The sequence below is a fragment of the Paraburkholderia sp. BGA-UO-ETr-F21 genome (genome assembly GCF_059567925.1).
On the sequence record NZ_JCAQOY010000040.1, the window covers coordinates 607,512 to 630,952 of the forward strand.

The 23,441-nt window shown below is 64.1% G+C and carries 21 protein-coding genes and 2 tRNA genes; 8 read left to right on the forward strand and 15 right to left on the reverse strand.

What is annotated here, in order from left to right; translation table 11 throughout:
- Positions 1-284: 284 nt before the first annotated feature.
- The gene (locus tag AC57B1_RS35155; RefSeq protein ID WP_011489423.1) at positions 285-503 is read right to left on the reverse strand and encodes an RNA-binding S4 domain-containing protein; all 219 of its coding nucleotides are present in this window, start codon (positions 501-503) and stop codon (positions 285-287) included.
- Positions 504-820: 317 nt separating this feature from the next.
- Here AC57B1_RS35155 and AC57B1_RS35160 point away from each other — a divergent pair, with 317 nt between their 5' ends.
- The 3 genes from AC57B1_RS35160 (at position 821) to AC57B1_RS35170 (ending at position 4,031) form a co-directional block, all read left to right on the forward strand.
- On the forward strand, positions 821-1,288 hold the full coding sequence (locus AC57B1_RS35160) for a hypothetical protein (RefSeq protein WP_496420006.1): 468 nt from the start codon (positions 821-823) through the stop codon (positions 1,286-1,288).
- Positions 1,289-1,406: 118 nt separating this feature from the next.
- Positions 1,407-1,670, forward strand: a complete 264-nt coding sequence (locus AC57B1_RS35165; protein WP_091792532.1) for a hypothetical protein — start codon at positions 1,407-1,409, stop codon at positions 1,668-1,670.
- Positions 1,671-1,904: 234 nt separating this feature from the next.
- Positions 1,905-4,031, forward strand: a complete 2,127-nt coding sequence (locus tag AC57B1_RS35170) for an ATP-dependent helicase (protein ID WP_496420007.1) — start codon at positions 1,905-1,907, stop codon at positions 4,029-4,031.
- A gap of 58 nt (positions 4,032-4,089) precedes the next feature.
- On the opposite strand, the gene AC57B1_RS35175 is transcribed toward AC57B1_RS35170, so the two are convergent.
- The 8 genes from AC57B1_RS35175 to fdxA all read right to left on the reverse strand — a co-directional run bounded on the left by AC57B1_RS35175 (position 4,090) and on the right by fdxA (position 9,011).
- On the reverse strand, positions 4,090-4,857 hold the full coding sequence (locus AC57B1_RS35175) for a DUF4088 family protein (protein WP_091792534.1): 768 nt from the start codon (positions 4,855-4,857) through the stop codon (positions 4,090-4,092).
- A gap of 284 nt (positions 4,858-5,141) precedes the next feature.
- Positions 5,142-5,465: an AzlD domain-containing protein gene (locus tag AC57B1_RS35180; protein ID WP_091792535.1), complete on the reverse strand. Its 324-nt coding sequence runs from the start codon at positions 5,463-5,465 to the stop codon at positions 5,142-5,144.
- The gene (locus AC57B1_RS35185; protein WP_408186936.1) at positions 5,462-6,223 is read right to left on the reverse strand and encodes an AzlC family ABC transporter permease; all 762 of its coding nucleotides are present in this window, start codon (positions 6,221-6,223) and stop codon (positions 5,462-5,464) included. The genes AC57B1_RS35180 and AC57B1_RS35185 overlap by 4 nt, the downstream gene beginning before the upstream one ends.
- 411 nt (positions 6,224-6,634) lie before the next feature.
- The gene (locus AC57B1_RS35190; protein ID WP_408353751.1) at positions 6,635-7,465 is read right to left on the reverse strand and encodes an AraC family transcriptional regulator; all 831 of its coding nucleotides are present in this window, start codon (positions 7,463-7,465) and stop codon (positions 6,635-6,637) included.
- A 192-nt stretch (positions 7,466-7,657) separates the two neighbouring features.
- On the reverse strand, positions 7,658-8,134 hold the full coding sequence (locus tag AC57B1_RS35195; protein ID WP_091792538.1) for a CreA family protein: 477 nt from the start codon (positions 8,132-8,134) through the stop codon (positions 7,658-7,660).
- Between the two features lie 223 nt (positions 8,135-8,357).
- Positions 8,358-8,433: transfer RNA gene (locus tag AC57B1_RS35200), tRNA-Asn, on the reverse strand.
- Positions 8,434-8,495: 62 nt separating this feature from the next.
- Positions 8,496-8,571, reverse strand: a tRNA-Asn gene (locus tag AC57B1_RS35205).
- Positions 8,572-8,687: 116 nt separating this feature from the next.
- Positions 8,688-9,011, reverse strand: a complete 324-nt coding sequence (gene fdxA / locus AC57B1_RS35210) for a ferredoxin FdxA (RefSeq protein ID WP_091792539.1) — start codon at positions 9,009-9,011, stop codon at positions 8,688-8,690.
- Between the two features lie 333 nt (positions 9,012-9,344).
- Between fdxA and pncB the strand changes: the two genes are divergently transcribed.
- The 5 genes from pncB (at position 9,345) to AC57B1_RS35235 (ending at position 15,337) form a co-directional block, all read left to right on the forward strand.
- The gene (pncB, locus tag AC57B1_RS35215) at positions 9,345-10,541 is read left to right on the forward strand and encodes a nicotinate phosphoribosyltransferase (RefSeq protein ID WP_408185429.1); all 1,197 of its coding nucleotides are present in this window, start codon (positions 9,345-9,347) and stop codon (positions 10,539-10,541) included.
- A gap of 150 nt (positions 10,542-10,691) precedes the next feature.
- The gene (locus AC57B1_RS35220) at positions 10,692-11,354 is read left to right on the forward strand and encodes a LutC/YkgG family protein (protein ID WP_408353749.1); all 663 of its coding nucleotides are present in this window, start codon (positions 10,692-10,694) and stop codon (positions 11,352-11,354) included.
- Positions 11,355-11,429: 75 nt separating this feature from the next.
- Positions 11,430-12,860, forward strand: coding sequence for a sodium:proton antiporter (locus AC57B1_RS35225; protein WP_496420008.1), 1,431 nt, complete (start codon positions 11,430-11,432; stop codon positions 12,858-12,860).
- A 42-nt stretch (positions 12,861-12,902) separates the two neighbouring features.
- Positions 12,903-13,892, forward strand: a complete 990-nt coding sequence (locus AC57B1_RS35230; protein ID WP_408353745.1) for a 2-hydroxyacid dehydrogenase — start codon at positions 12,903-12,905, stop codon at positions 13,890-13,892.
- Entirely contained in the window at positions 13,889-15,337 is a 1,449-nt protein-coding gene (locus AC57B1_RS35235; RefSeq protein WP_408353743.1) for a DNA recombination protein RmuC, read from the forward strand. Before AC57B1_RS35230 ends, AC57B1_RS35235 begins: the two co-directional genes overlap by 4 nt.
- Before the next feature lie 61 nt (positions 15,338-15,398).
- On the opposite strand, the gene AC57B1_RS35240 is transcribed toward AC57B1_RS35235, so the two are convergent.
- From AC57B1_RS35240 to AC57B1_RS35265, 6 genes are all read right to left on the reverse strand, one after another.
- Positions 15,399-15,887 (reverse strand): GNAT family N-acetyltransferase, encoded by a 489-nt coding sequence (locus AC57B1_RS35240; RefSeq protein WP_408185424.1) that lies wholly within the window; start codon positions 15,885-15,887, stop codon positions 15,399-15,401.
- Entirely contained in the window at positions 15,887-16,162 is a 276-nt protein-coding gene (locus AC57B1_RS35245) for a hypothetical protein (protein WP_091792546.1), read from the reverse strand. The genes AC57B1_RS35240 and AC57B1_RS35245 overlap by 1 nt, the downstream gene beginning before the upstream one ends.
- An 80-nt stretch (positions 16,163-16,242) precedes the next feature.
- On the reverse strand, positions 16,243-17,544 hold the full coding sequence (gene moeA / locus AC57B1_RS35250) for a molybdopterin molybdotransferase MoeA (protein WP_496420336.1): 1,302 nt from the start codon (positions 17,542-17,544) through the stop codon (positions 16,243-16,245).
- A 74-nt stretch (positions 17,545-17,618) separates the two neighbouring features.
- Positions 17,619-18,233: a molybdenum cofactor guanylyltransferase MobA gene (gene mobA / locus AC57B1_RS35255; protein ID WP_496420009.1), complete on the reverse strand. Its 615-nt coding sequence runs from the start codon at positions 18,231-18,233 to the stop codon at positions 17,619-17,621.
- Positions 18,234-18,243: 10 nt separating this feature from the next.
- Complete coding sequence (gene moaA / locus AC57B1_RS35260; protein ID WP_496420010.1) at positions 18,244-19,353, reverse strand: GTP 3',8-cyclase MoaA; 1,110 nt, start codon at positions 19,351-19,353, stop codon at positions 18,244-18,246.
- A gap of 274 nt (positions 19,354-19,627) precedes the next feature.
- Positions 19,628-22,897: an Rne/Rng family ribonuclease gene (locus AC57B1_RS35265; protein WP_496420011.1), complete on the reverse strand. Its 3,270-nt coding sequence runs from the start codon at positions 22,895-22,897 to the stop codon at positions 19,628-19,630.
- Between the last annotated feature and the right edge of the window lie 544 nt (positions 22,898-23,441).

Here is a 23,441-nt window from a genome sequence, read left to right on the forward strand (position 1 = left end):
GCGACAGCGCGACGGCGGGCGCGGTAGTCGCGCGGGCGGTGGCGAGGGCAGCGGTTCGGTGGGCCTTGGTGAACGCACGAGGCAATCGTACGAAACAAGCGTACAAAGCAAGCGCACGAAATAAGCGCACGAAGCAACCGCCAGCCGGAAGTGTCAGCCGATTGTTTGTCTGTCGAAACTGACAGCTTATTGCTTAGGCGCGGCGCTGTCGATGGAGAAGGCACGATTTTGGTGCGCGCGCCTCCTCCGAGTTTTCGGAAACCGCAGAGTGGCGGGGCGTTGCGTCAGGCTTCGTGAACCGCAATCCGCGTGTCGCCGAGCAAGACGACCTGGCCCGCGCGGATTTTGCAGGTTTTACGCGTTTCGACCCGGCCGTCTACGGTGACCGCACCGTCCGCCACCATCATTTTTGCCGAGCCGCCGCTGTCCGCGAGCCCCGTTATCTTCAGCAGATTATGCAGTTCGACGTAGTCGCCGGTGAGGGTGAAATCTAGGTTGGGCATGGCGTTTGCGCCTTCAGGCAAGGGGTTCGCATCATAAGCCAGAAGCTTGCCCTGGATGAAGTTCGCGGTGTGCGCCGACTTCGCGTGAGTATCTGCAAGCAGATGTTATGCGATTGTCAGAAAGTGAAACGTTGCGTAACACCGGTCGTAAGACACGAACTTCACTCGTAAAGTGCAGGTCAGTGGTAAAGCCTGCTGGATTTATCTGGCAGCGAGCAGACCGGGCGAGGCACGCAGAGCAAGCTTGCAAAGCGGCTCGAGAATGCGCAATGCCGGACAGGTCGCCCGCGTCACAACAACTTTAGAGAGGATTAGTCATGACCCAAATTCGAACGCTTCTGATCAATACCGCCCTGACCGCCGCCGTGACCGCGTTTGCGGCTACCGCAGCCGTTGCGCAGACTGCGCAACCGGCCGAGGGTGTCAACGGCCAGCCGCAAGTCCAGATGCAAGGCGCCGGCGTTGCGCCCGCTGCGCCCTCCGCGCAGGGCGTGCAGCCGGTCACACCGCCCCCGGCACGCCTGACGGCGTCGGGTTCGACCGACCCGCTGGTGCAGAAGCGCGATGCCAATGCGAAGGCCAATGCTGAATATCGCGCGTCGAAGAAGGCATCAAAGGCCGAGCTGAAGGACCAGCAGAAGGCCGCCAAGGCGCAGTACAAGGAAGAGGTGCGCGGCGCCAAGATCAATCAGAAGGCGGATAAACAGGCCGCCAACAATGAAATGAAGATGGACATGCAGGGCCAGGCGGGCGTTCAGGCGGACGGCGCCGACGTCAAGCACTAAGACCGAGGCTGAGCGTCAAGGCGGTGGCGGGGCGGCACAGGTTGCCAGCGCCGCCGCCTCGACCGATCGCGTTTGAAGGATCGCAAGGTCCAGGCATCTCGTTTCACGGAGGTATCGCATGAATATCACTCTGTCCATGAAGTCCAGAATTTCGGCCGCGTTGATCGCGGGTTGCCTGTCGTCGGTTGCCTTCGCGCAGGCAAGCGATCCGGCTGCGGCGCCGGTTACCCATGCCGACAAGAAGGCGGCCAAGGAGCAGTCGAAGGCGGATAAGAAAGCGTCCGTCGCGCAAGCCAAGGCGGACAAGAAGAAAACCGACGCTCAGGCCGACGCCGATAAGGCCAAGGCCGACGCCAATGTGAAGGACGCGAAGACGCAGTAGCCCGGCTTGATAGCTGGCCTCGCGACGACGTGTGAACGTCTCCGCGTTGCGCTTTCAAAGAAATGGCCCGTGCGCTTCCACGCCACGGGCCATTTTTTTCCTGCGCGCAATTGTCATGCGGCGGGATGCCGGCCGCCCGGGGCGCGGTCGAAAAAAGGGTCGCTTGTCGACGAGGGTTGTATGGATATACAGTATGCGTCGCCGTACTGAATCCACCTAACGTCCAAACCGATCGTGCTCTCCGTCGCCGAATCCCCGTCGTTCGATACCGCCGCCTGGCTGGCAAAGCTCAACGACGCGCAGCGCGAAGCCGTCGAATACGGCGCCGACACGCCTGCCGCGCCGCCCGGCGCATTGCTGGTGATCGCGGGTGCCGGTTCCGGCAAGACCAACACCCTCGCGCACCGGGTCGCCAATCTGGTGGTGAACGGCGCCGATCCGCGCCGCATCCTGCTGCTAACGTTTTCCCGTCGCGCCGCGCTCGAAATGACCCGGCGCGTCACGCGCATCGCCGGCGCGGCGCTCGGCACGCGAGCCGCGCTCGCGCAAGGGCTGACATGGTCCGGCACGTTCCATAGCGTGGGCGCGCGGCTGTTGCGCGAGTACGCGGACCTGATCGGCCTCGCGCCGGCCTTTACGATCAACGACCGCGAAGATTCCGCCGACCTGATGAATCTCGTGCGCCACGAGCTCGGTTTGTCGGCGAAAGAGCGGCGTTTCCCGGCCAAGGGCACGTGCTTTGCCATTTACTCGCGCGTTGTGAACACCGGCGCGTCGCTCGGCCAGGTGCTCGACAGTGCGTTCCCCTGGTGCCGTGAATGGGAAGCCGATCTGCGCAGGCTGTTCGCGGCTTATGTCGAGGCCAAACAGAAGCAGAGCGTGCTGGACTACGACGACCTGCTGCTTTACTGGTCGCACATGGCGGCCGAGCCGGCGATCGCCGCCGACCTGTCGGCGCGCTTCGATCACGTGCTGGTGGACGAATATCAGGACACCAACCGTCTGCAGGCGTCGATCCTGCTCGCATTGAAGCCGGACGGCCGCGGCCTGACCGTGGTCGGCGACGACGCCCAGTCTATCTATTCGTTTCGCGGTGCGACCGTGCGCAACATTCTCGATTTCCCCGCGCATTTCGACCCGCCGGCCAAACAGGTCACGCTCGAGCGCAATTACCGGTCGACCGCGCCGATTCTGGCGGCGTCGAACGCGGTGATCGAACTGGCCAGCGAGCGCTATACGAAAAATCTCTGGACCGACAAGGCGTCGGCGCAGCGCCCGCGCCTCGTGAGCGTCGCCGACGAGGCCGATCAGGCGCGCTACATCGTCGAACAGGTGCTCGAAGCGCGCGAGCAAGGCATGAAGCTCAAATCACAGGCGGTGCTGTTTCGCGCAGCGCATCACAGCGCCGCGATGGAGATCGAACTGACCCGGCGCAACATCCCATTCGTGAAATTCGGCGGCTTGAAGTTTCTCGATTCAGTGCACGTGAAAGACGTGCTCGCCGTGCTGCGCTGGGCGGAAAATCCGCGCGACCGCGTAGCCGGCTTTCGCGTCGTGCAGCTGCTGCCGGGCGTTGGCCCGGCCACGGCTGCGAAGGTGCTCGACGAGATCGTCGCGCGCGCGGGCAGCGGCAATCCCGCCGACACCGCCGGTGGCGCATTGGCGGCCTTCGCCGCGCCGGCTCGCGCGCAGGAAGACTGGCATCCGTTCGTCAAGCTGATGTCGAGCGTGTACGGCCGCCAGACGCCGTGGCCCGCCGAGTTCGAGATGGTGCGCCGGTGGTACGAGCCGCATCTCGAGCGCAACCACGAGGACGCCGCGATCCGTCATGCGGACGTGTTGCAGATGGAGAGCATCGCGGGCACGTATGCGTCGCGTGAACGCTTTCTGACCGAGCTGACGCTCGATCCGCCCGATGCCACCAGCGACGAATCCGGCGTGCCGTTGCTCGACGAAGACTACCTGATCCTCTCCACGATTCATTCCGCGAAGGGGCAGGAGTGGCGCAACGTGTTCGTGCTGAACGGTGTGGACGGCTGCATTCCGTCCGACCTCGGCACTGGCAGCGAGGAGGAAATCGACGAGGAGCGCCGCCTGCTCTACGTGGCGATGACGCGCGCGAAAGAGGATCTGCATATCATCGTGCCGCAGCGCTTTTACGTGCACAACCAGACGCATATGGGTGATCGTCACGTGTGGGCGTCGCGTACGCGCTTTATTCCCGCGCATCTCATGCCGCTGTTCGACGCCTACGCGTGGCCGCGGGTGGCGGTCCCGAGCGCGCCCACGGCGACCGGGCTGGCCGCCGCCGCGCAGGCGAAGATCGAGATCGCGGCGAAACTCAGGAAGATGTGGGATTGAGAATGCGGCAGGCGCCGCCGTTACGTGCGCGGCGCCTGCCGTCTGAAGGCCTCGATCTTCAGCGCGACTGCCGTTGTTGCTGCTGAGGGGCCGGACGCGGCGGCACGAAGAAGTTGCGCAGCCACGCCGCCATGCGCGAGAACACGTCGTACGGCTCTTCGACGAAAATCTCCGGCTTGAGCAAACGCAGGAATTCCATGATCTGTTGCGCTTCCTGTTTCTGGAACGAGCCGTGCGAGATGCCCAGCCGCAGAAGCCCGCGCAGTTCGCCGAGCTTTTCGCGCGCGGTGCTCCCCACGCTCGTTTCGCACGCCACCTTGGCCTCGTAGACGCGCTGGCGCAGCGATTCCACCAGCCTCCAGGCCGGTGTCTGCATGACTTCCTCGAGCGCCTGAATGTCCTGCGCCGCGCTCTTGATCTGCGCCGCGAGCGGGTCGACCAGCGTGGCGTCGCCTTCCGCTTCCTTGACGATCGCCGCCGCCCAGTCGCGGCACTGCTTGGCGAGTTCTTCCGGCGTCCATTCCGAGCGGGCCGCGAAACCGAAGCCGAATTCGCCCGCTTGCCGCATCAGGATCGCGACGACGTCCGGAAACTCCTTGTCGAGGGTTCGTTTGGCCCACGCGTACTGGCCGCCCTGCAACATCCGCTGAACGGCGTGTTCGGTCAGCGGCACCATATTGTCGAGCAGCTTGGCGCGCAAAAAATCCTCAAACGACGGCGTCGCGAACTGCGGATCGAGCTTCAGCGATACCCGCAGAAAAGCGTCGAAATCCTTGCGCAGTGTCGCAATGGTCTCGTCTTTGAGCGTGAGGGTGATTTGACCCATGAGTTATCCCGTTTGGTCCTGCCGCGCGGCTTCGCCGCGCCACCCGGCCGCGCGGGCCTTGGGAGACGCGACGTTCGATGCCCGCGCGCTTGATTCCTGCCTGTTGCCGCGTAACCAGCGGGACGTATCCCGATGAGCGGACCTCGACTGCATAACGGCGGATCGGGGGGAAACTTAAGGGCGTGCGGGACGGGTGCGCTCGCTTTAGAGGGAAGCGTCGCCCGGCATGCGCTTGCGTGTCGCAAGCCGGACGACCGGGATGCCGCCATGAAGGCGGCATGCACCTATTTCAGCACAATACATTGCCAGACAAAAAACACCGCCAGGCCGACCGCAATGGTCAGAAGCGGCCGCCGTGTGACCGCGCTGACGAGCACCGCGGCCAGCGCGCCGACCAGTTGCGGATTGCGCCAGGTCAGCTCGGCATTGCTGCCGTGCGGTGAAACCGCCATCGGCACGATGATCGCGGTCAGCACGGTGACCGGTACGAAGCCGAGGGCGGTGCGCACAAGCGGCGGAAACACGAGCCGGTCGCCGAGCACGAAGACCGCGGCGCGGATCACCCATGTGATGGCCGCCATGCCGAGAATCAGAACGACGTAGTTCATCGGGACGCCTCCGCGGTTTTGCCCGTGCCGCGCAGGTTGGGGCGCGAGGTCGACAGCAGGACGCCGATCGCCACGCCCGCGAATACCGCGCCGAGCAGCCCGAGCTTGTACGGCCACGCCTGCCAGAAGAAGGCCAGCGTGCCCGCGGTCACTGCGGCCGCGATATAGCGCAGCGCCACGAGTTGCGGCACGACGATCGCGATAAAGGTGGCGACCATCGCGAAATCGAGGCCGAGCGATTGCAATCCCGGAAAGGCCGCCCCGAACAACAGGCCGGCGACGGTCCAGATCTGCCAGTTCAGGTACATGGCGAGACCCGCGCCGAAGAAGTAGTGCGGGCCGACCGTGCCGGGCTCCCGATGCCGGTAATGCTCCCACGCGACGGCGAAGACTTCGTCCGTGAGCAGCGCGCCGAGCGCCCAGCGCCAGCGCGCCGACAGATGCGCGACGTGCGGTGCGAGCGTGGCGCTGTACAGCACGTGACGCAAATTGACCACCAGCGTAGTCGCCCAGATCACGGCGAAACTCGCGTGACCTGCGATCAGGCCGAGTGCGATGAATTGCGCGGAGCCGGCGAACACGACGAGCGACATCAACTGCCCGTGCCAGAGGTGCAGCGGACCGGATGCGACGAGTGTGCCGAAAATGACGCCAAAAGGCGCCGCGCCGACCATCATCGGAATGATGTCGCGCGCGCCGGCGGTGAACTCTTTTAGATGGCCATGGCTCGTGGGCTGGCCTGCGGTGGAATGGGTCAATCTTGCCTCCTTGAATCGGGAAGCTTAGCGGGGGCTGGCCAGCGGGGCTTGTACGTTCTTGCGGCTGGGCGTGACTCGATGCGCTGACGCGTGGCGATGTCGTTGGTTGGGGGCTTGCGCGCCAGGGCGTGTCGTGCGGCCGGAATGAGCGACGCGGCGGCGCGCGCAAAGGTTGGCAGCAAATTTCGTGCTGGGATGACGGCGGCGGCCGCGGCGTCCCAGGCAGCGGGCGTGCACAGGTCGCCGGCAACGTTCGCGCTAGGGTTGTCTCTGGCGGTTAGAGCGCCCGGAACGGCGGTAAAGGTCGCCGGCAACGTTCGCGCTAAGGCTGTCTTTAGCGGCTGGACTTTTTGAGGCCGCCGGACGCACAGCTCGCCCAACGCCGGTGCCCACGCCAACACCCACACCCAGTTAGACCCCTTGCCAGCGTCCGGGCGGCACGCCGAACATCCGCCGGAAATGCCGCGTGAAATGGCTCTGGTCGGTGAAGCCGCTGGCGGCGGCGACATCCGTGACCGATACGCCGGCGCGCAATGGCGCGAGCGCGCGCTGCAAGCGCACCTGATTGCGCCATGCATGCGGCGGCAAGCCGGTCGTTTGAGTGAAAAGACGTGCCGCGTGGAACGGCGAAAGCCCGGCCGCCTGAGCGACTTCGGCGAGTGTGACGGGTTCGGCGAGGTCGCCCGTCAGGCATTCCTGCATGAGCGCCACGCGTGTGTCGTCGGTGGCGAGGCGGGCGCGTGCCGGGCGCGTTTGCGAATAGCGCACCAGCAGCGTGGACAACGCGTCGAGCATGGCGGCCTCGGCGGCAAGCGCGTCGTCGCCGGCTTCCAGCAGGCGATGCGCGTGCGCGAGCCGCGTAGCGAGATCAGGATCGCGGATCACGCCGGGCGCAAACCACGGCAACGCCTGCGGTTTGCCGCTGACTTCATTGGCAAGTGAATGGATGAAATCCACCGGCGCATACATCACGCGATACCGCCAGCCCGCCTCGACCGCCTTCGAGCCGGTGTGCAACTCGCCGGGATTGATGATCGGCACGCTGCCGGCTTCGGCCACGTAGTCGGAACCGAGGTACCGATAACCCTCGGCGCCCGCGACGATCACCGGAATCGTGTACGCGTCGTGCCAATGCGGCGTGAACTCGTGATCGTGATATTCGGCCGTGAGCAGGTCCGCGCCAGGCAGAAGCGGCGTGCGCCAGTAGCGGGCGGAATCCTGGAAACGATGGGCGGTGGTCATGGCGAAGGTCCAGCAGGACCGGTCAGTGTAGCGCGTCGTGACGGGCGGCGCTTCATCGACCTAGGGCTCGTGCGGGTGTCTCCTGCCGGAGCGTGATGCCTCGGTTCGAGCAGTAGCTTTCCTCCCACCGCCTGAGGCCACCGATTCACGCCATCGAATCGGCCGGCTGCGTTTTTTCGTAGGGCGGGGCGCTTACTTGAGCGGGATCGTCGTGCCGGCCGGCATCGGCACGGCACTTACGCTGTTCTTCGCGCTACCGCTGACGACCCGGTCGCTGTAGGTGAGATACACCAGCGAGTTGCGTTTCGCGTCGACGACCCGCACCACATGCAGCGACTTGAAGATGAGCGACATGCTCACCGAAAACACGTCGGCCTGTTTCTTCACAGGACCCGTGAAGTGGATTTCGCCGACCTGACGGCAAGCGATCGACGCCTCCGTGGGATCTTCCGCGATGCCGAGCGTCCCTTTGACACCACCCGTACGCGCCCGCGATACGTAGCAGGTCACGCCCTGAACCACGGGATCGTCATAGGCCTCTACGACCACGCGGTCGGAACCCGTGACGTGGAAATTGGTATTGACGCTGCCGACTTCTTCGCTGTGTGCCGAAGGCAGCAGCAGCGCGGCGGTCGCCGCGAGCGCGATGCGCAACAAAGTGGGTTTCATGGGATCGCCAGAAATTGAGCGCCTGGGCTGGCGCGGGATGCATGCCGCAAGCCGCCATCGTATAACGGCGAGCCGATCATCGGGCTTTTGCAGGCGAGCGCGGACAGCGTCCGCTATGTTCGGGATTGCTGCGAGAGTATCGACCCGGGGCTGTGATCGGGCGTGCAGAAATGTGACGCGGAAAAAGAAAAGGCCCGCACGAATGCGGGCCTTTCAAAATTTTTGGCTCCTCGACCTGGGCTCGAACCAGGGACCTACGGATTAACAGTCCGGCGCTCTACCGACTGAGCTATCGAGGAACAACAGTACAGCTTGATCTACATAAAAAAGCCCGTCTTGGTTAACGGGCTTTTGCAATTCTTGGCTCCTCGACCTGGGCTCGAACCAGGGACCTACGGATTAACAGTCCGGCGCTCTACCGACTGAGCTATCGAGGAACAGAACAACAACAGCAGAGAAACGAAATTGTAGGAGGAGCTTAAGCGGCTGTCAATACCCTGCGTTCATCTCGATTTCATTCGAAGTCCGCTGCGTATGTGACGTGCTGCGAGACTCAACGTACGAGCAGCTCGAGCTTTTCCTTTACGTCCTTGAACTCGTCGGCTTCGGGCAGCGGTGCTTTGGTCTTGGTGATGCTCGGCCAGCTTTTCGCGAGATCGGCATTCAGCTCGATGAAATTCTGCTGGTCGCCCGGCACGTCTTCTTCGGCATAGATGGCGTTCACCGGGCATTCGGCTACGCACACTGCGCAGTCGATGCATTCATCGGGGTCGATCGCGAGGAAGTTGGGACCTTCGCGAAAGCAGTCCACCGGGCACACATCGACACAGTCGGTATAGCGGCACTTGATGCAGCTTTCGGTCACAACGTGAGTCATTCAGGCAGCTCCTGCATGCGGTATCTGGGGAGGCGCAAACGCCAAAAGCGCTATTGTATCGTAACGTCAAGAGGCGCATGCAGCATCGCACCATGCCTTTTATACGTTTTCGTGATTAGTTTATGGCGCGCTGAAGGCCACCTGCTTCGCGGCGCTCACCCACGGAGACCTTCTTTGGGCGCGCGGTGCGAGCGCCCGGCGGCGCGCGGAATCCGGCGGCATTCGGGTAACATGCGTCAGGTCGGTGCGCACGGGGCGCGCCGTATGCGCATGGTTGAGTCGGGCCTTTCGTGTCGGGCCTTCCGTTTTTCCTGCAGTCCAGTTCGCACCATCATGATTATTACTTCGCTGCTCGACACCGATCTGTACAAGTTCACGATGATGCAAGTGGTGTTGCATCACTTTCCCGCGGCGAACGTGGAATATCGCTTCCGTTGCCGTACGCCGAATGTCGATCTCGTTCCGTATATCGGCGAGATTCGCGAGGAAGTGCGCAAGCTCTGCCAGCTTCGCTTTACCGACGACGAACTCGACTACCTGCGCCGCATGCGCTTCATCAAGGGCGACTTCATCGAGTTTCTCGCGCTGTTCCATTTGAACGAAAAATACATTTCGATCGAACCGTCGCCGAAGGGCAATGGCGAAATCGACATCGAGATCAAGGGACCGTGGCTGCATACGATCCTGTTCGAGATCCCGATGCTCGCGATCGTCAACGAGGTCTACTTCCGCAATACACAGCAAAAGCCGGACTACAGCGAAGGGCGCGGCCGCCTCGTCGACAAGATCCAGCTGCTCGGCGCGCGTCCGGAATTCGCCGACTGCAAGATCGCCGACTACGGCACGCGCCGCCGCTTCTCGAAGCAATGGCACGAGGAAGTGATCCTCAAGCTCAAAGAGGGCCTCGGCGAGCAGTTCGCCGGCACCAGCAACGTCTTCTACGCAATGAAGCACGGCCTCACGCCGCTCGGCACGATGGCGCATGAATATCTGCAGGCGTGCCAGGCGCTCGGCCCGCGGCTGCGCGACTCGCAGATCTTCGGCTTCGAAATGTGGGCTAAGGAATACCGCGGCGACCTGGGTATCGCGCTCTCCGACGTGTACGGCATGGAGGCGTTCCTGCGCGACTTCGACATGTATTTCTGCAAGCTGTTCGACGGCGCGCGCCATGATTCGGGCGATCCGTTTGAGTGGGGCGAACGTCTGCTCAAGCACTACGAAGCGAATCGCTGCGATCCGCGCACCAAGATCCTCGTATTTTCCGACGCCCTCGACATTCCGAAAGTGCTGCAGCTCTATGAGCGCTTCCGCGGCCGCTGCAAGCTGGCGTTCGGCGTGGGCACGAATCTGACCAACGACCTCGGCTATAACCCGCTGCAGATCGTCATCAAAATGGTTCGCTGCAACGGCCAGCCGGTGGCGAAACTGTCGGACTCGCCGGGCAAGAACATGTGCGAAGACAAGGCTTACCTCGCTTACCTGCGCCAGGTGTTCGGCATTGCGCAGCCCGAGGAAGAGGCGGCGAAGTAACCCGGTTCGCAGCTGGCTACCACCGTTGCATACAGCGTAAGCCGCGTGTGCGAGACGCGGCAATATCCCGTTTGGCCAAGGTGGCCGCGCGCGGGGCGGCCGGTATAATTCCCGCCATCCCGCACGGCTGTCGACACGAGGATTTCGCACATGGATACATCGATTGCCCGACGCAACATACTGGCGCGCATCCGCGCGGCGCAAGGGCGCGAGCCGGAGCCATCCGCTGCCGAGCGCGAGGCGGCGGCGGACTACCTGGCGCGCCATCCTGCCGGGCCGCGTCCCGAGATGCCGGCCGACCTCGTTGCGCGCTTCATCGAACAGGCCCGGAAGATGGCGACCACCGTCGAATCGGTTCAGGCACTGAGCGACGTGCCGGCCGCGGCGCATCGCTACCTCATGCAACATGCGTTGCCGTTGCAGGCTATCGCCTGGCAAACGCTGCAGGATCTGCAGTGGGCCGAAGCCGGCCTCACTGTCGAATTCCGCAAGCCGCAAGACGGCGACGTGGTCGGCCTGACCGGCTGCTTCTGCGCGACCGCCGAGACCGGCACGCTCGTGTTGCTGTCGGGACCGGAAACTTATGCGTCCGCTGGTCTGCTGCCTGAAACGCACATTGCCATCGTGCCGGCTTCACGCATCGTATCGGGTCATGAAGAGGCGTTCGGTCTGATCCGCAAAGAACGCGGCGAACTTCCACGCGCGGTCAATTTCGTTTCCGGGCCTTCACGCACCGGGGATATCGAGCAGACCATCGTGCTCGGCGCGCATGGGCCTTACCGCGTGCATGTGATCGTCGTGCAGGGCGCCTGAACGGCAAGCGCGGCCCGCGCCACGTGGCGCATGTGCCCACGCGCGGCTGCCGGCAATAACAAGGATTTCAACGCTATGAAAGGACATGCCGTCTGGACGGGCATGGGGTTCGCGGCTGCACTGACGCTGGCCGGCTGGCCGCAACTGGCGTCTGCCGCTACGCTCGATGGCGCCACTTTGTCGGCGCTGTGGGGGCTGCCATTCGCGGGCGTGCTGCTGTCGATCGCGGTATTTCCGCTGATCGCGCCGGCGTTCTGGCATCACCATTTCGGCAAGATCGCGGCTGCCTGGGCACTCGCGTTCCTCGTGCCGTTCGCGTTCACCTTCGGTACAGGCGTCGCGTTCGGCACGCTCGTGCATGCGCTCCTCGAAGAATACATTCCGTTCATTGTGCTGCTAACGGCGTTGTACACCGTGGCGGGCGGCATCTGCGTGCGCGGCAATCTGCATGGCACGCCGCGTCTGAACACGGGAATTCTCGCGCTCGGCACGTTGCTGGCCAGCATCATGGGCACGACGGGCGCGGCCATGCTGCTGATCCGTCCATTGCTGCGCGCCAACGACAATCGCAAGCACGTGGTTCATGTAGTCGTGTTCTTCATCTTCCTCGTGGCGAACGCGGGCGGCTCGCTCTCGCCGCTGGGCGACCCGCCGCTCTTTCTCGGCTTCTTGCAGGGCGTGAGCTTTTTCTGGACCACCACGCATCTGATGCTACCCATGCTGTTCATTTGCGGCGTGCTGCTGATCGGGTTCTATGCGCTCGACTCGTACTACTTTCATCGGTGTGAGGAAGAGCGCTCGCGCTTTCTCGATCCCACGCCTGACTCGCCGCTGCTCGGCATCGACGGCAAGATCAATTTCGTGCTTCTTGCCGCGGTAGTCGGGCTCGTGCTGATGAGCGGGTTGTGGAAGCCGGGCGTGCAGTTCGACGTGTTCGGCACGCACCTCGCGCTGCAGAATGCCGTGCGCGATGCCGCGCTGCTCGGCGTCACGTTGCTTTCATTGGTGCTCACGCCGCGTACGGCGCGCGCGGGCAACGACTTCAACTGGGCGCCGATCGAAGAGGTGGCCAAGCTGTTCGCCGGCATCTTCGTGACGATCGCGCCGGTCATCACGATCCTGCGTGCCGGCGAGGCGGGCGCCTTTGCCGGCATCGTCCATCTGGTCAACGACGCATCGGGCCAGCCGCACGATTTGATGTACTTCTGGATGACCGGGCTGCTGTCTTCGTTTCTCGACAATGCGCCGACCTACCTCGTGTTCTTCAACCTGGCCGGCGGCAACGCGCAGACGCTCATGACCACCGGCGCTACCACGCTCGCGGCGATCTCGGCTGGCGCGGTGTTCATGGGTGCGAACACGTATATCGGCAATGCGCCGAACTTCATGGTGAAGGCAATCGCGGAATCGCGCGGCGTACGCATGCCGGGTTTTTTCGCGTATATGGGCTGGTCCGCGGCGGTGTTGCTGCCGTTGTTCCTCGTGACCGGCTGGCTTTTTTTCTGACGCCGAGGCAATCGAACTCGACGCGCTATACGGAGAATTGCAATGCAGAAGATCCTCGTCGCCCGTCCAATCTTTCCTGACGTGATCGAACGGCTCAAACAGTATTTCGACGTCGACTGGAATCAGGGCGACGTATTGTCCGCCGACGAACTGACGCGCCGTCTCGCGGATAAGGACGGCGCGCTCACCGCGGGCGATCCGGTCGGCGCGGGCGTACTCGCGGCGGCGCCGCGTCTGCGCGTGGTGTCGAACATGGCGGTGGGCTACAACAATTTCGACATGGCCGCCTTCACCGCGGCCAACGTGCTCGGCACCAATACGCCGGACGTGTTGAACGAGTCGACGGCGGACTTCGGCTGGGCGCTGATGATGGCGGCGGCGCGCCGTATCGCCGAATCGGAGCACTGGCTGCGTGCGGGCAAATGGCAGAAGTGGGCGTATGACGGTTTTCTCGGCAGCGACCTGTATGGCTCGACGCTCGGCGTGATCGGCATGGGCCGCATCGGCCAGGCGTTGGCGCGTCGTGCAAAGGGCTTCAACATGCAGGTGATCTATCACAATCGTTCGCGCGTCGCGCCGGAGATCGAAGCCGAGCTGAACGCGGAATACGCGTCGAAAGAGGACCTGTTGCGGCGTGCCGATCACGTCGTGCTCGTCCTTCCGTACACGAAGGATAACCATCACACGATCGGCGCCGCCGAACTCGCGCTGATGAAGCCGACCGCGACGCTCACCAACATCGCGCGCGGCGGCATTGTCGACGACGCGGCGCTCGTCGAGGCCTTGCGCTCGAAGCAGATCGCCGCCGCCGGTCTCGACGTGTTCGAAGGCGAGCCGAAACTGAACCAGGACTTGCTGAGCGTGCCGAATGTCGTGCTGACGCCGCACATTGCCAGCGCGACCGAAGCCACGCGCCGCGCCATGGCGAATCTCGCCGCGGACAATCTGATCGCGGGCCTGGGCGCAGGGCCGCGCGCGGGCCGGCCGCCGAATCCGATCAATCCCGAGGTCATCGGCAAGGCGCGTTCATGACAATGATTCTGGTGGCGGCCGTCGCAGTGCTGGCGGTCGCATTGGTCATTGCGCTGGCCTTGCTGATGCGCGGCTACAGCCGCGCGCAAGAGAGCGAGCAGTTCGAACTGCTCAACGAGCGGCTGGACGCCTCGACCGACGCGCAAGCACACGCCTACGAACGTCTCGAACGGCAACTGCGCAATGACATCACCGAGACCGCGCGGGTGTCGCGTACTGAACAGAGCAGCGGCTTCGCGCACTTTCAGCAGACGCTGGCGGCGCAGTTCAGCAGTATGACGACCGTGCAGGCCGGCAAGATCGACGGGTTCGCCCAGCAGCTCGACGCCGTGCGCCACAGTCTGCAGGCGCAGGCCCAGCAGGCGCGCGACGAGCAGGGCCGCTCGCTCAAGCAGTTCGGCGACACGCTGAGCCTGCAACTGGGGCAACTCACGGAGGCGAACGATCGCCGTTTCGCCGAGGTGCGCGCAACCATCGAACAGCGGCTGAAGGATATCGAGGCGAACAACTCGGTCAAGCTCGAGGAAATGCGCCGCACCGTCGACGAAAAACTGCACGCCACGCTCGAACAGCGTCTGGGTGAATCGTTCAAGCTGGTGTCCGACCGGCTCGAGCAGGTGCACCGCGGGCTGGGCGAGATGCAGACGCTGGCGGCCGGTGTCGGCGACCTGAAGAAAGTGCTCACCAATGTGAAGACACGCGGTACGTGGGGCGAAGTGCAGCTGGAAGCGTTACTGGAGCAACTGCTCACCGCCGACCAGTATGCGAAGAACATCGCGACGGTGCCGAGAAGCACGGAGCGCGTCGAGTTTGCGATCAAGTTGCCCGGGCGCGCGGAGCAGGGCGGCGTGGCCACGCCGGTCTGGCTGCCCATCGACGCCAAGTTTCCGCGTGAAGACTACGAGCGTCTGATCGAAGCGCAGGAGCGCGCCGATCCAGTCGCGGTGGAAGAAGCCTCCCGCGCGCTCGAAGCGCGGATTCGCGCCGAGGCCCGCACGATTGCGGAGAAATACGTGTCGCCGCCACACACCACGGATTTCGCGTTGCTGTTCCTGCCGACCGAGGGCCTGTACGCGGAGGTGTTGCGCCGGCCGGGCCTGACGGACCTGCTGCAACGCGACTATCGCGTGACGATCGCCGGTCCGACTACGCTGACCGCATTGCTCAACAGTCTGCAGATGGGTTTTCGCACGCTCGCGATCGAAAAGCGGTCGAGCGAGGTGTGGCAGGTGCTCGGCGCGGTGAAAACGGAGTTCGGCAAATTCGGTGACGTGCTGGCGAAGACAAAGGCGCAACTGGAAACCGTCACGCGTTCTATCGAAGCGGCGGAAACGCGCACGCGTGTCATGAGCCGCAGACTGCGCGATGTCGAGGCATTACCGGGCGAGGAGGCGAGCGGGTTGCTCGGCGATGCGCTCTCGGGTGCGGAGCCCGAAGAGCAATGAGGGTACGGGGCTAACGGTCAGGTGTGGCGGAACCCGGCGTGAAGCTCCGCTCGCCAATCACTCAGGCACGCGCGCTTGTTGCCAACTGTTCAAGCGCGTCACCTGTCAGGCGCACCACGCGCCAGTCGGGCATGACGGTCGCGCCCATCTTTTCATAGAAGCTGATGGCCTGCCGGTTCCAGTCGAGCACGGTCCATTCGAAGCGCGCGCATTGCCGTTCCACCGCCAGGGCGGCGAGGCGTTGAATCAACGCGGTGCCCAGACCGCTGCCGCGTTGCGAGGGTTGTACGTAGACGTCTTCGAGATATAGTCCGCGCTTGCCGACGAAACTCGAATAATTGTGGAAGAACAGCGCATAGCCGACGATGCGTCCTTCGTTCTCCGCTACCAGCGCTTCAATGGAAGGCCGCGCGCCGAACAGCGCGTCGCGCAAGCCCTCTTCGGTTGCGACAAAGACGTGCGTGAGGCTTTCGAATTCCGCGAGCTCGTACGTCAGCGCGAAGATCGCGCTGGTGTCGGCAGGCGTGGCGGCGCGGATCGTCGCGGGCATTACGCTTCTTCCGGGGCGTCGGTCAGTTGGATTTCAATTCCGCCGAAGCGCGACGCAACCCAGTTGTAGGCATGGCAGGCGATCCATAGCAGGACGAAGCCGAGAATCGCATTCAGCAGCAGCGCGCTGAACACCGTGCTCAGTTCCACCGAACCATAGCGCACGAACGCCACCAGTACGCCCAGCAGCACGATCGGTACCGAAAACGTCAGGTACACGAGGATCAGTGCTTTGGCTGTCTGTCCTGGTGCAATGAACGAAATCTGTTTTTTCATGTAAGTCAAACCCGTGTGTCGTAGTGGTAATGGGTAAAGCTATGAATGGCCGCTGGCGAGAGCGAGGCGTGAGCCGGGCGTCAGATGAGGCCGTCGAACAGCGTGATCGCGACGCGCTCCCCTTGCGCAATCTCGCCCTCATCGTGCCCGAGCACGATGAAGCAATTGGCTTCGCTCATCGAACTCAGCACGCCGGAACTTTGTGAGCCGGTTGGCGTGACATGCCATTGTCCGTGCGCGTCCTGTTCGGCTACGCCGCGCTGGAACTCGGTGCGGCCGGCGCGCTTGCGGATGGCCTTGCGGCTCAGGGCGTGAATGAACGGCAACGGTTGCGGCGTTGCGCCCGACATCAGCAGCAGCGCCTCTCGTACGATCTGATAGAAGGTCACCATCACGGCGACCGGATTGCCCGGCAAACCGAAGAATAACGCGGGAAGCCCGAGCCCGGGTCGCTCGCCGGACCAGACGCGGCCGAATGCGAGCGGCCGGCCCGGCCGCATGGCGAGACTCCAGAAGGCGACGTCGCCGAAAGTTTGCAGCAGTTGTTTGGTGAAATCGGCCTCGCCGACCGAAACCCCGCCCGAGGTGAGCACCACGTCGGCGCTCGCCGCCGCGCTGCGCAAGGCGGCTTCCATCGCGGCGGGCTCGTCGCGCACCACGCCGAGATCGAGCGTGTCGATGTTCAGGCGCCGCAGCATGGCGAACAGCGTGTAGCGATTGCTGTCGTACACGCAGCCCGCGTCGAGCGGCTCGCCGAGCGAGCGCAATTCGTCGCCGGTGGAGAAGAAGGCCACGCGCAAGCGCCGCTTGACATTGATTTCGCCGATGCCGAGCGAGGCCAGCAAACCAAGGTCCGACGCGCGCATGATACGGCCCGAGCGCAGTGCGGCGTGGCCTCGCGCGAGATCTTCGCCGGCGAGACGCCGGTTCGCGCCGGCTGCCACGGCGTTGGCGGCGAAGCGGATCGAACCCGAGTCGGCGTCGCGCTCGACCACCTCCTGCGGCACGACCGTGTCGCAGTCGGCCGGCATGCAGGCGCCGGTCATGATGCGCACGCATTGTGTGGTTTCGACGCGGCCCGTGAACGGATGCCCGGCGAGCGCTTTGCCGGCCACCGTCAACTCGACGGTGGCGCCGCCGGTGGCGAGTGCCGCGCTCCTGAACGCGTAGCCGTCCATGGCGGAGTTGTCGTGCGAAGGCACGTCGATTGGCGACACGACATCCGCCGCGAGCACGCGGTCTAGCGCATCGCGCAGCGGCACGCGTTCCGTGGCCGTGACCGGTGCGGCCCACTGGCGAACAATCGCCTGAGCGGCTGACACAGGTAGCGCGTGAGGATCGTACTGCGCGACGCAGCGGGAGAATTCGTTAGGCGTGGTCATGAAGAGCGGGACGTCGCGACCGGAGGCGGCAGCGGCAGTTGCCGTGCGGCCGGAGCGGGATTTCAACCGGGGCCTCAATCACGTTCGAGGTCGGCGAGTTCTTGTAGCGAATTGATATTGTAAAACGCGCGCTCGTCGGTAAAGACGACTTCCTCCGTCTTGTGGCGCGCGTACCACGCGCGGACTTTGCGCTCGCCGGCCTCCAGAAAGGCCGCCAGATCGTCCGCGAGAGCCGTGCGCAACAGTGCGAAAACGGGGTGCAGGGACAACTGACCGTGTGCGTCGGAGGTGGCGACCGTGGCGATATCGGCGCCGTTCGAGTCGAGGGCGCGCGCGAGGCGCTCGGCGAGGTCGGCGGGAAGCCACGGCGAGTCGCAGGGTGCGCTGAGCACATAGCCGGTTCCGGCTGCGCGCAAGCCGGCGAGCAGGCCTGCCAGCGGGCCCGGAAATCCGGCCAGCGTATCGGCCACGACCGTGGCGCCGTACGGCGCACCGAGTGCGGCGTACGCTTCGGCATGACGATTGGCGCTGATGAGCAGGGCGCCGGTTTGCGGTGCGAGGCGCTTGAGCACATGGCTGGCGAGCGGCTCGCCGTGCAGCGTTTGCAGCCCCTTGTCGGCGCCGCCCATGCGCGTGGCGCGTCCGCCCGCGAGCAACAGGCCGGTGATGTGTTCGCGCGTCGGTCTCATGCGCCGCCGCTCAGCCGCCGATGTACGACATTTCGACCCGACGGCCGTCGCGCGCGCCCGAATCGGCCGGAATGTTTCCGCGCAGCTGCGAATACCGGTCGCCGCGGCCTTGCCAGATTTCGGCGATGGCGGTGGCGATACCGGCGTCGCTCGCGCCGTTGCGCACCAGCGCGCGCAGGTCGTGCCCCGAGGACGCGAACAGGCACAGATAGAGCTTGCCTTCGGTCGACAGACGCGCTCGCGTGCAACTGCCGCAAAACGCCCGGGTCACACTCGAAATCACGCCGATTTCGCCGCTGCCGTCCGCATAACCCCAGCGCTGCGCGGTCTCGGCGGCGCTGTGCGCTTCGAGCGGCGCGAGCGGGAAGTGTTCGGCGATGCGGGTGACCACGTCGGCGGACGGCAGCACTTCGGTCATGTTCCAACCGTTCGACGTGCCGACGTCCATGTATTCGATAAAGCGCAACACTGCGCCCGAGCCTTTGAAATGACGCGCCATCGGCACGATTTCGCTATCGTTCGTGCCACGTTTGACGACCATGTTCACCTTGACCGGCGCGAGCCCCACCGCATGCGCGGCGGCAATGCCGTCCAGCACGTCCGCGACGGCGAAGTCGGCGTCGTTCATGCGGCGAAACAGCGTATCGTCGAGCGCGTCCAGACTCACCGTGACGCGGGTCAAACCGGCGTCTTTCAGGCTGCGCGCCTTGCGCGCCAGCAGCGAACCGTTGGTGGTCAGCGTCAGATCGAGCGGACGGCCCGCCGGCGTGGAGAGTTGCGCGAGCCGCTCGATCAGGAATTCGAGATTCTTGCGCAGCAACGGTTCGCCGCCCGTCAGACGGATTTTTTCGACCCCATGCGCGACGAAGATTCGCGCCACCCGTTCGATTTCCTCGAAGCTCAGCAGGTCGCTGTGCGGCAAAAAGGTGTAGTCCTTGTCGAACACCTCGCGCGGCATGCAGTAGACGCACCGAAAATTGCAGCGATCCGTGACCGAAATGCGCAGGTCGCGCAGCGGCCGCGCGAGCTTGTCGTGCAGCGCGCCGCTAGGCGTCTGCACGGGGCCGCTGATAACCGGCACAGCGCTGAAATCGGCAACAGGGATGATGCGTCGGGACATGATTGCTTCGCTTAATTGCTTCGCGTGTTTGCTTTGCTCAGTGCTTGAACTCAGTGCTTGAACTCAGTGCTTGAACTCAGTGCTTGAACTTAGTGCTTGAACTTAGTGCTTGAAATCAAAGCTAGATATTCATTCTATCGGAAATGCCTCAAAAGGCAGTGGGACCCCCCCGGCGGTATCGGGTATACGGGGAGGTGCATGCCACCGGCGCGCCCGCGCTGCGCATAAAAAAAGCCCGCCATGAAGGCGGGCTTTACTGGTGGAGCGGGGCAGCTTACTGCGGGTGCTTACCCGTTTCCACTTGTTGCATCGGCGCGCTATCGAGCGGCGGCAACGATTTACGCTCGCGCACCACGCGAGCCGGCTTGACCGTCTGCGCGGCCGCTTCCTGAGCGGCGCGAAGCTTGTCGGCGTCGGTGTTCACCCAGACGAGACCGGCTTGTTCCAGCACCGGCTTCAAGGCTTCCGCTGACACGGCGCCATGACGCGGTGCTTGCGGTGCAACTGCGACAGGCGCGGGCTCGATCACCGTCGGCTCGACCGCGGCCACAACCGGCTGCGTTTCGGCGATCTCGGCATGCAACACAGGCTGAGCCGCCGGAGCTTCGACGGCCGCAACCGGAGCGGCGGTTTCGACCGGGGCCGGCGCAGCTTGTGCTTCGACAGGCGACGCCAATACCGGCGTTTCGACTTGAGGCTGAGCCGGTGCTTCAAAGCGTGCGACCGGTTCAACCAGCGAAACCGTCTCGCTGACGGCCGGCGCGGCTTGCGCTGCTTCGACCGGCACGGCAGCGGCGGGCGCTACCGGCGTTTCGGCGACCGGTTCGACAGCAGCCGGAGTCGCCGGCGCTTGCGCTACCGGGACGACCGTTTCCGTCTTCGCAGCCTTTTCGACAGCCAGAGCCGGCGTTTCGGTAGCCGCGTGCAGTTCGGTGACCACCGCGGTTTCAGTCGCGACAGCGGCGACCACCACCTCTACCGGCGTCACGTCCTTCGCCTCGTTGACTTCCGTCTTGTGCTCGACAGGTTGATGCGCGGTGCGCACCGGCGCTTCGTCGGCAACGCTGGCATTGTCGCCTTCAGCTTCCGCGACGTCCGCTGCGAGGTTGCCGTTCACGTCCTCTTCACGCTCACGACGACCACCGCGACGGCCGCGACGGCGACGACGACGCTCTTCACCTTCACGTGCAACGGCTTCCTGATCGATCGGCGCGCCGTTTTCGCCCAAGGCGGTCTGGTTTTGCGCCAGTTCTTCCGCCGGTTGAGCGTCGCTTTGCGTCAGAGACTCGGTGGCTTCAGCTTGCGGCTTGCGGCGCTCGCCACGTTCAGCGCGATCACCACGTTCACGCCGTTCGCCACGCTCCGGACGTTCGCCGCGCTCGCCACGTTCAGTGCGCGGTGCGCCTTCGACGGCTTCCGCACGGTCGTTGCCGCGATTCTCGCGGTCACGGTTTTCGCGACCCTCGCGACCTTCACGCGGCTCGCGGGTTTCGCGCGGTTCACGGCCTTCGCGGGCCTCACGCGGCTCGCGGTTGCCACGCGGCTCGCGCGCTTCACGCGGCTCACGGCCTTCACGTGCTTCACGCGGTTCGCGTTCCTCGCGACGCTGCGACGGCTGCTGGCCTTGAGCCTGACGGCCGCCGGTCGCGCCTTCGCCACGGCCCGCTGCATCGCGGCCGCCTGCGCCGCCACGGCGATTGCGGTTGCGATCGCCACCGCGTTCACCGGTGCGCTCACCGCGCTCCGTGCGTTCGCCGCGTTGCGGACGCGTCTGCTTGTCGGTCGTAGCCGGCGCGACAGGCGCTGGTGCCGCCGGCTGCATGCCGAACAGATTCTTCAGCCAGCCGATGAACCCACCGCTTGCCGGCGTGACCGCGACCGGAGCCGGGGCGGCAACAGGGCGAACCGGTGCGCTCGGCGCCGGCTTTTCAGGCGTGATGCCCTTGACCGCCGCTTCCTGCTTCGGCTTTGCTTCTTCGGTGCGCTTGCTGTAACCGGTTTCCGATTCGAGCTCGCGGGCCGCTTCTTCGGCCATCTTCCACGAAGCGCGCGGTTCGTCGAGGCGCGCGTCGTCGTGACGCAGACGCTCGAGCTTGTAATGCGGCGTATCGAGATGCTTGTTCGGAATCAGGACGACGTTGACCTTGAAGCGCGACTCGATCTTGTTGATTTCAGCGCGCTTTTCGTTCAGCAGGAAGGCGGTCACTTCGACCGGCACCTGGCAATGAATTGCCGCGGTGTTTTCCTTCATCGCTTCTTCCTGAATGATCCGCAGCACTTGCAGCGCGGACGATTCGGTATCGCGGATGTGACCCGTGCCGTTACAGCGCGGGCAGGTCACGTGGCTGCCTTCGGACAGGGCCGGACGCAGACGCTGGCGCGACAGTTCCATCAGGCCGAAACGCGAGATCTTGCCCATCTGGACGCGCGCACGGTCGTGCTTCAGGGCGTCTTTCAGGCGTTGCTCGACTTCACGCTGGCTCTTGGCCGATTCCATGTCGATGAAGTCGATCACGATCAGGCCGCCCAGATCGCGCAGGCGCAATTGGCGGGCGACTTCGTCGGCGGCTTCGAGATTGGTGCGCGCGGCGGTTTCCTCGATGTCTGCGCCCTTGGTGGCGCGGGCCGAGTTCACGTCGATCGCGACCAGTGCTTCGGTGTGGTCGATCACGATCGCGCCGCCCGAGGGCAGCGGCACCGTGCGCGAGTACGCCGTTTCGATCTGGTGTTCGATCTGGAAGCGCGAGAAGAGCGGCACGTCGTCGTGGTACCGCTTCACCTTGCTGACATTGTCCGGCATCACGATATCCATGAAGGCGCGTGCCTGGTCATGAATTTCGGTGGTGTCGATCAGGATTTCGCCGATATCCGGCTGGAAATAATCGCGAATTGCGCGGATCACGAGGCTCGATTCGAGATAAATCAGCATCGGCTGACCGCTCGAACCGCTTTGCGACGCGGCCTCGATCGCGCGCCACAGTTGCATCAGGTAGTTCAGGTCCCACTGCAGTTCTTCGGCGCTGCGGCCAATGCCGGCCGTGCGCGCGATGATGCTCATGCCTTCCGGCAATTGCAGCTGCGCCATGGTTTCGCGCAGTTCCTGACGGTCGTCGCCTTCGATCCGGCGCGACACGCCGCCGCCGCGCGGGTTGTTCGGCATCAGAACCAGATACCGGCCGGCGAGCGAAATGAAGGTGGTGAGGGCCGCGCCCTTGTTGCCGCGCTCTTCCTTTTCGACCTGAACGATCAGTTCCTGGCCTTCACGGAGCGCGTCCTGGATGCGCGCCGAGCGCATGTCGACGCCGTCGCGGAAATATTGGCGGGCGACTTCCTTGAACGGCAGAAAGCCGTGGCGGTCTTCGCCGTAGTTGACGAAACAGGCTTCGAGCGACGGCTCGATGCGGGTAATGATGCCCTTGTAAATATTGCCTTTGCGCTGTTCGCGCCCGGCGGTTTCGATGTCGATATCGATGAGTTTTTGCCCATCGACGATGGCGACGCGCAGTTCTTCCTGCTGCGTCGCGTTGAACAACATTCGTTTCATTGAACGGCTCCAGAGCGGCTTAGCCAGCCCATCGCTGCGCGGTTGTCAGTCGCGAGAGCGAAGCGGGCAGCGGCATGCCGCGCCTTATTGTGTTTTCACAAGCACGCTGGAGCGGGAAAACTGGCGGGAGAATTGCCTGAGAGGGCCCGGCCCCATTGAAAAATGGGCGCGGTGCCGCAGGGCACATGCGAACACGGCTTCAAATAACGACCCGACACGCCGCGGGTTCTGCCGGCAGACCTTCAAAAGCCTTCGTCCACTCGCGCCGGTGCGCCAACTGGGCGCGTGACCGGAGGGTCGAAGGCTGCGGCCATGCCGCAGCGGGAAGTTCGCGCAGTCGGCGCGTCTTTTCCTGCTGGGGGTGTCTCGCCTCATTTTGACGTCGCCATGTCTTGTACTTTCTACAAGACGCCTCGGGCGCACGCCGTATTTTCGCAACTTGCAGCCTCTACAACTGGGCGTCAGACCGCCCGATACCGAAGCTGAAAGTTAAATTCTTTTTTACCAAAATTCCGTTACCGTCGAAGCCGACCTTGACCGAACG